We start from the raw sequence: 10,348 nt of genomic DNA, 5'->3' as shown, positions 1-10,348 counted from the left end.
TGACGCGGGCAAGGGCCGCGACGTCGCCTGGGTCGTCGACCCCGACCTGGTGATCGCCGCACAGGAGATGGCGCACGGCTACCGGGTCGCGGACCCGGCCGGGTCCAGCAACCCGCAGGACAGCGTCCGCGGCACCGGGCAGAACGCCGCCCGCACCTGGCTGGCCGCGCTCAAGAGCGCCGTCGACGGCCACGACGTGTGGCTGCTGCCCTACGCGGACCCGGACCTGGCCTCCCTCGCACACCACCCGGGCACGGACACCGACGACCTCACGGAGGTCGTCTCGGGGCTCGCGGGCTCCGCGCGCGAACGCGTCGACGCCCTCCTCGGCACCAGCACCCGGGCCGGGATCGGCTGGCCCGCGGACGGGGTGCTCGACCGCCGGATCACCGCGCTGGGCAGCGCGTTGGGGGTGACCCGCATGCTGACGTCGGGGCACGGCCTCGACCCGGACGGCGCCGACCCGGTGACGCTCGGCACGGGCGACACGGAGATGACGGCCCTGACCTACGATGCGGGCGTCACCGGCGCGCTCGCCCGCATCAAGGATCCGCAGCGGCCGTCGCCGAGCGCCTCGCCGTCCGCGCCGGACACCGGCTCGCCCACGACGACACCGCAGTCGGGGCCGAGCCCGTCCGGCTCCCCGAGCCCGTCGGACAGCGCGCGGGACACCGGCCCCGACGAGGGCGCCGTCAGCGACCTCTCCGAGCAGCTGCGCACCGGCTCGCGGCACGTCGTCGTACCGCCCCGGGAGCTGTCCGGGCGCGCGGCGAGGACGCTGGGTGCGGTGCTGGACGCGGGCACCGAGGACGGCTGGCTGGAACCGGCGACGCTGCGCTCCGCGGGGAACGACGCGGTGGACGGGACGGCCGGGCCGTCCGCGGACTATCCGGCCGCGCTGCGGGTCGAGCAGCTGTCGGCGCAGCAGATCGGCGCCGCCGCGGGCGATCTGGACGGCCTTGCGACGCTGGCCACGGTGCTGGCCGATCCGCGGGGCACGACGCAGTCGGTGCACGCGGCGATGGCCCGGGCCCTGTCGACGGCCTGGCGGGCCCGGCAGACCCCGGACCAGGAGGAGTTCCAGGAGCGGACGACGGAGTTCCTGACGGCGTCGGTGGCGTCGCTGCGGCTGGTGCCGAAGACGACGGTGACCCTCACGTCGGGCGACGCGCAGATCCCGGTCACGGTCGACAACGCGCTGCAACAGCCGGTCGCCGGGCTCGAACTGCGCGTCCGGTCCTCCGACGCGGAGCGGCTGCGGGTCAACGACCCGAAGGTCGCGGTGCAGGCGGCGGGCTCCGCGAACCACACGACGCACGTCGGCGTGACGGCCAGGGCCAACGGCAAGGCGGAGCTCACCGCGCAGCTCTACACCCGCAGCGACGGCCGGCCCTGGGGCGATCCGATCACCTTCGAGGTGGACGTGACCTCGGTGTCCTCGGGGGCGATCGCGGTGGTCGCGGCGGGGATCGGGCTGATCGTGCTCGCGGCGGCGTTCCGCATGTGGCAGGTCCGCCAGCGCCGCTCCCGGCAGACCCCGCCGGACGACGCTCCCGAGTAGGCCCTGTCACGGCCGCACGGTGCGCACGGTGACGGGCCGTCACGCCCAGTCGGGCAGCCAGTGTCCTTCCTGGGCGGGCGGCCGGTAGTCCGCGGTGAGCCGCTCGCGCAGGGCGGCGAGGCCGGGGTGCGGGTTGTCGTCGCGCCACATGAGCGCGAGCGGGTAGAGCGGCGTGGGGCGGACCACCGGCACGGTGCGCAGTTCGATGCCCGCGGGCCGCACGAGCGGGGTGCGGGTGCCCATGAGAGTGGCGACGTCCGGGGCGTCGGCGACGGTGCGCAGCAGGTGCCCGCCGCCGAGGTTGGGGCCGCCGGTGTCGATGGTCAGGCCGTACGCGGCGGCCAGTTCCTCGTAGTACGCGGCCCATTCGCTGCCCGCGGCGAGCCCGGGCATCCAGATCCGGTGTCCGGCGAGCGAGGCGGGGGTGACCTCGGCGGCGTCGGCGAGCGGGTGGGCGGCGCCGGTGACGAGGACGACCGGCTCGTCGACGACGCGGGTGGCGGACACCCCGGGCGGCAGCCGCCGGTCGGGCACCCGGCACACCCAGAACGCGGCGTCGAGCCCGCCGTCGCGCACCCTCTCCAGGGCGGCCCGGCCGTCGCCGAGCGCGACGACGTCGAGGGGGACGTCGGGGCGGGCCCGGTGGAAGTCGTGGAGCAGGCCGTTGGTGATGAGGTTGGTGCCGAGGACGTCGACGCGCAGCGGGCGGCTGCCGGGGCGCACGGCGGCGAGGGCGCGCTCGGCGGCCTCGACGAGGGCGCGGGCGTGCGGCCGGAACGTCTGCCCGTCGAGGGTGAGCAGGGCGCCGCGCGGGGTCCGGGTGAACAGGCGCACGCCGAGCCGCCGCTCCAGGGCCGCGATGCGCTTGGAGGCGGCCTGCTGGGTGATGCCGAGCTCCTGCGCGGCGATCTGGATCTGCCCCTCGTCGGCGACGGCGAGGAAGGTGCGTACGGCGTCGATGTCCATGCCCATGCTCACATCATCCATACAACCACCGGTTGTGCGGTCGGGCCCGCCGGTTGTTTGCCGGGGCGGGGCCGCGGGGCGTTGGATCCCCCGGTGACGACAGGGACGGCGGCCGGCGGCACCGGCGAGCGGGCCGGGCTCGGGCGGGACTTCGGACGGCTGTGGGCCGCGTACGCGGTGAGCACGGCGGGCAGTCGGCTGGCACTCGACGCGTTCTCGCTGATCGCGGTGCTGATGCTGGGCAGCAGCCCGGCGCAGGTGTCGTTCCTGGCGGCGGCCGGGATCGCGGTCGCGGCGCTGCTCGCGGTGCCGCTCGGCCCGTGGGTGGAGTTCCGCCGCAAGCGGCCGGTGATGATCGGGGCCGACCTCGCGCGCGCCGCGGCGCTCCTGACGCTGCCGCTCGCGTACGCCCTGGACGCGCTGAGCTTCGGCCTGCTGGTGCTCGTCTCCGTGGTGGTGGCGACCGCCGACATCGCGTTCAGGGCCGCCAGCGGGGCGCATCTGAAGGCCCTCGTCCCGGCGGAGGGGCTGCTCCTCGCGAACGCCCGGTTCGAGTCGACGACCTGGACGGCGACGGCGCTCGGGCCGCCGCTGGGCGGCGCCGCGATCGGGGCGCTCGGCCCGCTGACGGCGATCGTCGGGGACGCGGTGAGCTACGTCCTGTCGGCGTGCGGCGTCCGCGCGATCCGCGCCCCCGAGCCGGAGCCGCCCCGCAGCGCCTCCGCCCGGATCGGCCGGGCGGAGATCACCGAGGGCTGGACCCACCTGTGGCGCAGGCCCGACCTGCGGGCGCTGTTCCTGAACTCGGCCCTGGTGAACGGGCTGATCATGGTCGGCGCCCCGCTCATGGCCGTCCTGATGCTGCGCGAGCTCGGCTTCCCGGTCTGGGAGTACAGCCTCGCCTTCAGCGTTCCGTGCCTGGGCGGACTGCTCGGTTCGCGGCTCGCGCCCCGGCTCGTCCGGCGGTACGGGGCCGGGCGGGTGCTGCGGGTCAGCGGTGCGGCGCGTGCGTGCTGGCCGGTGGGCCTGGCGTGCACCGGGACCGGCGTCCCGGGTCTGCTCACCGTGATGGCCGTCGAGCTGGGCCTGATCTTCTGCTGCGGCGTCTTCAACCCGGTCCTGGCCGGGGAGCGGCTGCGGCGCACGGACCCCGACCGGGTGGCCCGCGTGCTGTCGGCCTGGACGGTCACCGGCAAGGCGGTGACGGCGGCGCTGACCCTGGCCTGGGGGGCGCTCGCGGCGGTCACCGGGACGCGGGCCGCACTGGCCGCCGCCGGGGTGCTGCTGCTGGCGACACCTCTCCTGCTCAGGCCGCTGCGCGTCACCAACTCGCCTGAATATCAAGGGAGTTGAAACAGGGCCCCGAGGAGAGGTCCTCGCCGGGACCCACCTGAACGGGTGCCAGCGGATGCCGCGACCTGCGGCGCTGTGCACAGTTGCGGCATGTCCACGTCTCCCGGTTTCGGCACGGTCCCGCTCCTCCCCGGCACCGAACCGCTCCCCGAGCTCGAGGTGCCCCCGCCCGGCAGGCAGAACCGGTGCGGCGTCCTGCTGCGGCTGCTGGTGCTGCTGCCGCACGCGCTGGTGCTGCTCGCCCTGGCCGTCGCCGCCGTGCCGGCCGCCGTGGCCGCGTGGTGCGGGGCGCTGCTGCTCGGCCGGGCCCCGGAACCCCTGGAGCGCTTCCTCGCGGCGTTCGTGGCGTACGAGGCGCGGTGGGCGGCGTCGGCGATGCTCCTCACGGACCGGCTGCCGCCGCTCCTGCCCGGCGGGCCGCTCGCCCACCCGGTGCAGCTGCGGCTGCACTCCGGTCCGCTGAACCGGGCCGCCGTGCTGCTGCGCCCGCTGCTGATGCTGCCCGCGGTGCTCGTCGGCGCCGTCGTGACGGCCGGGTGGTGGGCCGTGTCGTTCCTGTCGTGGCTGGTGGTGCTGGTGCTCGGGCGGATGCCGCTGCCGCTGTTCGGGGCGAGCGCGGCGGTGCTGCGGTACCGGATGCGGGTCGGGGCGTACGTGCTGCTGCTGTCCTCGGCGTACCCCAAGCGGTTGTTCGGGGACCAGGGGTCGGTCGACTCGGCGATCGGGGTGGTCAGGGGGCCGTCCGGCACGCGGCCGCTGTTCCTGGGCGCCTCGGCGAAGGTGCTGCTCGGCGCGTTCCTGGTGCTCGGAGCCGTGGGCTGGGCCGTCTCGCCGTGACCGTGCGGCCGGCGGCCGCGCCGCACGGCCCGATCACGCCCCGCCGGCCGCCGGCCGACGACGCACCGGCGTGTACCCGCGCCCCGGAAGACCCGCACTGCCAGAGTAGCCACGAGCAAAACCCCCCAAACCCGCCCCATACGGGAGTACCTCGTGGCGCACGTACACGTGATCCTCAATCAGAAGGGCGGCGTCGGTAAGTCCACCCTCGCCGTCAACCTGGCCGCCGTCACCGCCGACGTCCTCGGCGCCGGCGCCCCCGGCGGCGACGGACAGCCGCCCGTCGTCGCCGTCTCCATCGACCCCCAGGGCTCCGCCGTGTGGTGGTCCGAACGCGTCGGCGAGGACCTGCCGTTCGACTTCGTGCAGGCCCACGACGACCTCGCGGGTCTCGCGGCCCTGTCCCGCATCCCCTCCGCCCAGCACGTCTTCGTCGACACCCCGGGCTGGCTCGACCTCGCCGAGGACGACGCGGGCGACCCGCTGGGCAAGGGCGCCGCCGCCGACGCCCTGCGCGCGGTGCTGTCCAACGCCACGGACGTGATCGTGCCGGTCGAGCCCGAGCCGCTGGGCTTCCAGCCGACGCAGCGCACGATCGAGCGGGTCGTGAAGCCGCGCGGGCTGCCGTTCCGCGTGGTCATCAACAACTGGGACCCGCGCGACGGCAAGGCGGACCTGACGCAGACCCGCGCGTTCGTCGAGGGCCAGGGCTGGCCGCTCGCCCGCACCGTCGTGCGCCACTACAAGCTGCACACCCGGGCCAGCGCCGACGGCCTGGTCGTCACCCAGTACGGCGCCAACCGCGTCGCGCTCCAGGCCCGCGAGGACTTCTTCCGGCTCGCACTGGAGGTGGGGCTCGCCGCGATCCCGAAGCCGGCCCGCAAGCCCCGCGCGAAGAACACGAAGAACACGCAGAGCACACCGAGCACGCAGAACACGCAGAGCGCGCAGAAGCCGAACGGGAAGAAGAAGGTGACCGCCTGATGGGCCGCCGCACCGATCTGTCCTCCCTGCTGGCCACGGGCGCGGACACCCCGGCGACCGCCCCGGCCGCGCGCAGACGCCCCGACACCACGCCGTTCACGGTGGCCGTCGGCGAGCTCGCCGACAACCCCGACAACCCCCGCCACGAGCTGCGTGACCTGGAGGGACTCGCCGAGACGGTGCGCGAGCGCGGGGTGCTGCAGGCCCTCGGCGTGGTCCCCGCGGCTGTGTTCCTCGCGGCCCACCCGCACCACACGGAGGCCGTCGGCGCGGCCCCCTACGTGGTGCTGCACGGGCACCGGCGGCTCGCCGCGGCCCGGATGGCGGGCCTGGACGAGGTGCCGGTCCTGGTCCGGGAGGACGCGAGCCGCACCGACGAGGACGCGCTGATCGAGAACGTGCAGCGCGACGACCTCACGGAGCTGGAGCAGGCGCAGGCCATCCAGGGCCTGATCACCGCCTACGGCTACTCGCAGCGCCAGGTCGCGGCCCGCATCGGCAAGACGCAGGGCTTCGTCTCGCAGCGGCTGTCCCTGATGAAGCTGCGCGACGACATCCAGGAGGCGCTCGCGGACGGCCGCGTCTCGGTCGAGGACGCCCGCCGGATCGCCCGGCTGCCGCGCGAGGACCAGGCGCTGCCCGGCGTCCACGGGGCACTGCCGACGCCCTCGGTCCCGGCGGCCCGCTCGGAGCGGCGCGGCGGCCGCGATTACGGCGTAATCAGGATCGACAGCCGGGGCACGCCCGAGGACGTCGTCGAGGCGCTGCGCCGGCATCTGGCCCCGGCCGCCCTCGACCGTGTCCTCGAGCTCCTGGGCCGCCCGTGAGCGGGTGACCGGTCAGTACGCGACCGACATGCGGCCCCGGGAGTGCGCGTCCCGCTCGACCTCGTCGACGAAGGCGATCGCGTAGTCCTCGGCGCTGATCCTGCTGTTGCCGTGCGCGTCGGTCATGAGCCGGTCGCCGCCGATGCGGAACTCGCCGGTGCGCTCGCCGGGGGCGATCTCGGCCGCGGGCGAGACGCAGGTCCAGTCGAGGTCGTCGACGGTGCGCAGATACGTCAGGACATCGCGGTGGGCCAGCGCCTCGCCCCGGTAGGCGTCCGGGAAGTCGGGCTGGTCGACGAGCATCCGGCCCGGCGCCGCGAGGAGGCTGCCCGCACCGCCGACGACCACGAGGCGGGACACCCCGGACCTGCGGACCCCGGCGACGAGCGCCTCGTTGAGGGCCAGGAAGGGCACCTGCGGGTCCGAACCGTCGCGGGGCGGCGCGAGGGCGCTGGCGGCCGCGTCGTGGCCGTCCGCGAGCTCGCCCACCTTGACGGGGTCGGAGCAGTCCGCGGCGGCCGCGGTCACCCCGGGCAGCGGGGAGTCGCCGGAGCGGCTGACCGCGGTGACCCGGTGGCCGCGGGCGAGGGCCTCGGCGGCGATACGGCTGCCGACCATGCCGGTGGCGCCGAACAGCACGATGTTCATGGGCCCAGCGAAACACGGGCCCCGCGTCACCGCATGTTGCGCGACGCCCGCCGCGAGAGCCCAATGGAAGTCGGGGTTCCGGCACGCCCAGGGGGCACAGCGGCGTTCCGGTGAGACGCAGAAAGGAGCCCGACATGGCTCATCACGCGGCACCCGCAACACACCGACGCGGCAGCGGCACGGCCCTCTCCCCCGGCAGCGCGGGACTGGTCCTGCCGGTCGTCGCCGGCGCCGCCTACGGACTGTGGGCGGCGAGCATCCAGCGCTACGGCGGCGAGGTCACCGGCGGCAACATCGCGCTGGGCTTCGTCACCGGCGTCCTCGTGGCCGTGCTCTGCTTCGGCGTCCACCGGTGGTCGGCGGCGCAGGCGGGCCGGCACTTCTTCGCCCGTGCGGGCGCGTGGGGCGTGCTGGCCGGCGTCTCGATCGGCTTCCTGCACAGCCTCGCCAACGGCACGGTCCTGTGGTCGGTCGTCCTCGGCGCGCTCGTCGCCGGCGGTGTCTTCCTCGGGACCTACTACCGCTACTACTCGTCGAACGAGTACGCCTGACCGGCGCGCGGCAGCACGCACACCACGGACGGCGCCCCGGAGGCCAGTGGCCTCCGGGGCGCCGTCCGCTGCGGTCCGCGACCTCGGCGCGGAAGGAGGGCGTCTCAGTACCTGACGCCGAACTCGATGCTGGTGTCCGAGCGGAACCAGAAGCCGCTGGGGCTGCTGTCGCGCTGCGGATGATCGGGCGGGCACGGCGTCGTGCAACTCGGCACGGAGCGGCCGTCGGTGTCGATGTAGGCGGCGCTGGCCCAGCCGCGGGCGCCGATGAGCCAGAACCAGGCAGGGTCGCCGTGCACCGACGAGCCGTTCGTCGCGCACTCGATGCGGTCCTGGCTGCCCGGTGCCAGCTTGTAGACGACCGGGTCCGAAGTGCTCGGACCCGAGCGGAGGTTGAGGTCGCCCCGGGAGACGACCGTCCCCCAGACGACGTCACCGCCGCCGTTGCCCGCACTGGCCGGGGCCGCTGCGGTCACCGCGAGCACGCCGCCCGCGACGAGGGTGGCCGCGGCGACGGCCGGAGTTGTTCGGCGCATGTTCGTCCTCCTAGCTCCCCCGTCCAGGTAACACCCGTTCGGCCCAGTGCTCCACCGGAGCCGGACGGCGCAAGGGCTGTGCGGCTCCGGTGGGGCACCGGTCCGATGAGTTCGCGCCCTCCGGCCGGTCTGCCCCTGTGACGTGACCGAGAGGGGCAGCCCGACATGAGCAGCACGCGGACCACCACCACCGCCGCGACGACCCGCACCGGCCTCGCCATCGAGACGGCGGGACTGGTCAAGACCTTCGGCGAGAACCGCGCGGTCGACGGTGTGGACCTGAGCGTCCCGGCCGGCACCGTCTACGGCGTGCTCGGGCCGAACGGCGCGGGCAAGACCACGACCGTGCGGATGCTCGCCACCCTGCTGCGGCCGGACGCGGGCGAGGCCCATGTCTTTGGCCACGACGTGGTGCGCGAGGCGGACGCGGTGCGCTCCCGGGTCAGCCTGACCGGCCAGTACGCGTCCGTGGACGAGGATCTGACGGGCCAGGAGAACCTGGTGCTGCTCGCCAGGCTGACCGGCCACGGCAAGAAGCCGGCGGCGGACCGCGCGGACCAGCTCCTGACGGCCTTCGGGCTCGCGGAGGCGGCCGGGCGCCAGGTGAAGAACTACTCGGGCGGCATGCGGCGCCGCATCGACATCGCCGCGTCCATCCTGAACACCCCGGACCTGCTGTTCCTGGACGAGCCGACCACCGGCCTCGACCCGCGCAGCCGCAACCAGGTGTGGGACATCGTCCGGGCCGTCGTCGCCCAGGGCACCACGGTCCTGCTCACCACCCAGTACCTGGACGAGGCCGACCGGCTGGCGGCGCGGATCGCGGTCATCGACAAGGGGCGGGTGATCGCCGAGGGCACCAAGGGCGAGCTGAAGTCCTCGGTGGGCGCGGGCGCCGTGCACGTACGGCTGCGGGACGCGCATCGGCGGCCGGACGCGGAGCGGCTGCTCGCCGCCGTGCTCGACGCGCCCGTGCAGCTGGAGCCGGACCCGGTGGCGCTGACCGCGCGGGTGGGCGGCGCGGACAACGGGCGGGGCGCGGCGCAGGCCGCCTCCCGGGCGCTGGCGGAGCTGGCCGCGGCCGGGATCACCGTCGACAACTTCTCCCTGGGCCAGCCGAGCCTCGACGAGGTGTTCCTGGCCCTGACCGACCGGACCCCCGAGGAGGACCCGGCATGAGCACCGCCACCACCACCGAGGCGCAGGAACTCGCCCCGGTCAGCGCCGACTCCCTGGCCGCGCTGCTGGTCTCCGGCGACCGGCCGCGGCGGCCCGGCGCGCTCGCCGCGTCCCTCACGTTCGGCTGGCGCGCGGTCCTGAAGATCAAACACGTTCCAGAACAGTTGTTCGATGTGACGGCGTTCCCGATCATGATGGTGCTGATGTACACGTACCTCTTCGGCGGCGCCCTGGCCGGCTCCCCCGACCAGTACATCCAGTACCTGCTGCCCGGCATCCTCGTGATGTCCGTCGTCATGATCACGATGTACACCGGCATCTCCGTCAACACCGACATCGAGAAGGGCGTCTTCGACCGCTTCCGCACCCTGCCGATCTGGCGGCCCGCGGTCATGGTCGGCTACCTCCTCGGCGACGCCCTGCGCTACACGATCGCGTCCGCCGTCATGCTCGCCGTCGGCCTGATCATGGGCTTCCGGCCCGGCGGCGGGGTCCTCGGCGTCCTCGCGGGCGTCGCCGTGCTGCTGGTGTTCGCGTTCGCCTTCTCGTGGATCTGGACCATGTTCGGGCTGCTCCTGCGCACCGAGAAGTCCGTCATGGGCGTCAGCATGATGGTGATCTTCCCGCTGACGTTCCTCAGCGACATCTTCGTCGAGCCCACGACGATGCCCGGCTGGCTCCAGGCCTTCGTCAACAACAACCCCGTCACCCACGTCGCCTCCGCCGTCCGCGGCCTCATGGCGGGCGACTGGTCCGACGGCGCGGTGCTGTGGTCGCTCGGCTGGGCGGCCGCCCTGATCGCCGTGTTCGGCCCCGTCACGATGCGGCTCTACAACCGCAAGTGAGACCCGCTGGTCCGTCTGCACGAGCCCCGGTCGCGCCCCGCGCGGCCGGGGCCTTGCCTTA

General features: G+C 74.6%; 10 protein-coding genes and 1 pseudogene. 8 read left to right on the top strand and 3 right to left on the bottom strand.

Translation table 11 applies throughout. The annotated features are described in order from the left end of the window. On the top strand, positions 1-1,561 hold a 1,561-nt coding region (locus tag GTW43_RS16790; protein WP_237536633.1), incomplete at its 5' end, for a DUF6049 family protein. 39 nt (positions 1,562-1,600) lie between these two features. Here GTW43_RS16790 and GTW43_RS16785 read toward each other — a convergent pair. Then, entirely contained in the window at positions 1,601-2,548 is a 948-nt protein-coding gene (locus tag GTW43_RS16785; protein WP_343246033.1) for a LysR family transcriptional regulator, read from the bottom strand. A gap of 72 nt (positions 2,549-2,620) precedes the next feature. On the opposite strand from GTW43_RS16785, the gene GTW43_RS16780 reads away from it, so the two are divergent. The 4 genes and pseudogenes from GTW43_RS16780 (at position 2,621) to GTW43_RS16765 (ending at position 6,528) form a co-directional block, all read left to right on the top strand. Next, a complete protein-coding gene (locus GTW43_RS16780) occupies positions 2,621-3,880 on the top strand; it encodes an MFS transporter (RefSeq protein WP_161302836.1) in 1,260 nt (419 codons plus the stop codon). A 90-nt stretch (positions 3,881-3,970) separates the two neighbouring features. After that, complete coding sequence (locus GTW43_RS16775) at positions 3,971-4,717, top strand: DUF4389 domain-containing protein (RefSeq protein WP_161302835.1); 747 nt, start codon at positions 3,971-3,973, stop codon at positions 4,715-4,717. A gap of 84 nt (positions 4,718-4,801) precedes the next feature. Further along, positions 4,802-5,701, top strand: a pseudogene (locus GTW43_RS16770) (AAA family ATPase); the annotation flags it as partial. After that, positions 5,701-6,528, top strand: coding sequence for a ParB/RepB/Spo0J family partition protein (locus GTW43_RS16765; protein ID WP_161302834.1), 828 nt, complete (start codon positions 5,701-5,703; stop codon positions 6,526-6,528). The pseudogene GTW43_RS16770 and the gene GTW43_RS16765, both read left to right, overlap by 1 nt. Before the next feature lie 12 nt (positions 6,529-6,540). Here the strand turns inward: GTW43_RS16765 and GTW43_RS16760 are convergent, their stop codons facing one another. Next, entirely contained in the window at positions 6,541-7,176 is a 636-nt protein-coding gene (locus GTW43_RS16760) for an NAD(P)H-binding protein (protein ID WP_161302833.1), read from the bottom strand. A 134-nt stretch (positions 7,177-7,310) separates the two neighbouring features. On the opposite strand from GTW43_RS16760, the gene GTW43_RS16755 reads away from it, so the two are divergent. Then, positions 7,311-7,727 carry a hypothetical protein gene (locus GTW43_RS16755; protein ID WP_161302832.1) on the top strand — a complete coding sequence of 139 codons (417 nt, stop codon included), beginning with the start codon at positions 7,311-7,313 and terminating at the stop codon, positions 7,725-7,727. Between the two features lie 104 nt (positions 7,728-7,831). Here the strand turns inward: GTW43_RS16755 and GTW43_RS16750 are convergent, their stop codons facing one another. Further along, on the bottom strand, positions 7,832-8,263 hold the full coding sequence (locus GTW43_RS16750) for an SH3 domain-containing protein (protein ID WP_161302831.1): 432 nt from the start codon (positions 8,261-8,263) through the stop codon (positions 7,832-7,834). Between the two features lie 165 nt (positions 8,264-8,428). Between GTW43_RS16750 and GTW43_RS16745 the strand changes: the two genes are divergently transcribed. Together GTW43_RS16745 and GTW43_RS16740 are read left to right on the top strand one after the other, a co-directional pair. After that, a complete protein-coding gene (locus tag GTW43_RS16745; protein ID WP_161302830.1) occupies positions 8,429-9,442 on the top strand; it encodes an ATP-binding cassette domain-containing protein in 1,014 nt (337 codons plus the stop codon). Continuing rightward, a complete protein-coding gene (locus tag GTW43_RS16740; RefSeq protein WP_161302829.1) occupies positions 9,439-10,287 on the top strand; it encodes an ABC transporter permease in 849 nt (282 codons plus the stop codon). The genes GTW43_RS16745 and GTW43_RS16740 overlap by 4 nt, the downstream gene beginning before the upstream one ends. Positions 10,288-10,348: the final 61 nt, after the last annotated feature.

This window comes from Streptomyces sp. SID5785 (assembly GCF_009870065.1).
GTDB lineage: Bacteria > Actinomycetota > Actinomycetes > Streptomycetales > Streptomycetaceae > Streptomyces.
This window is presented reverse-complemented; position numbering and strand designations above follow the sequence as displayed.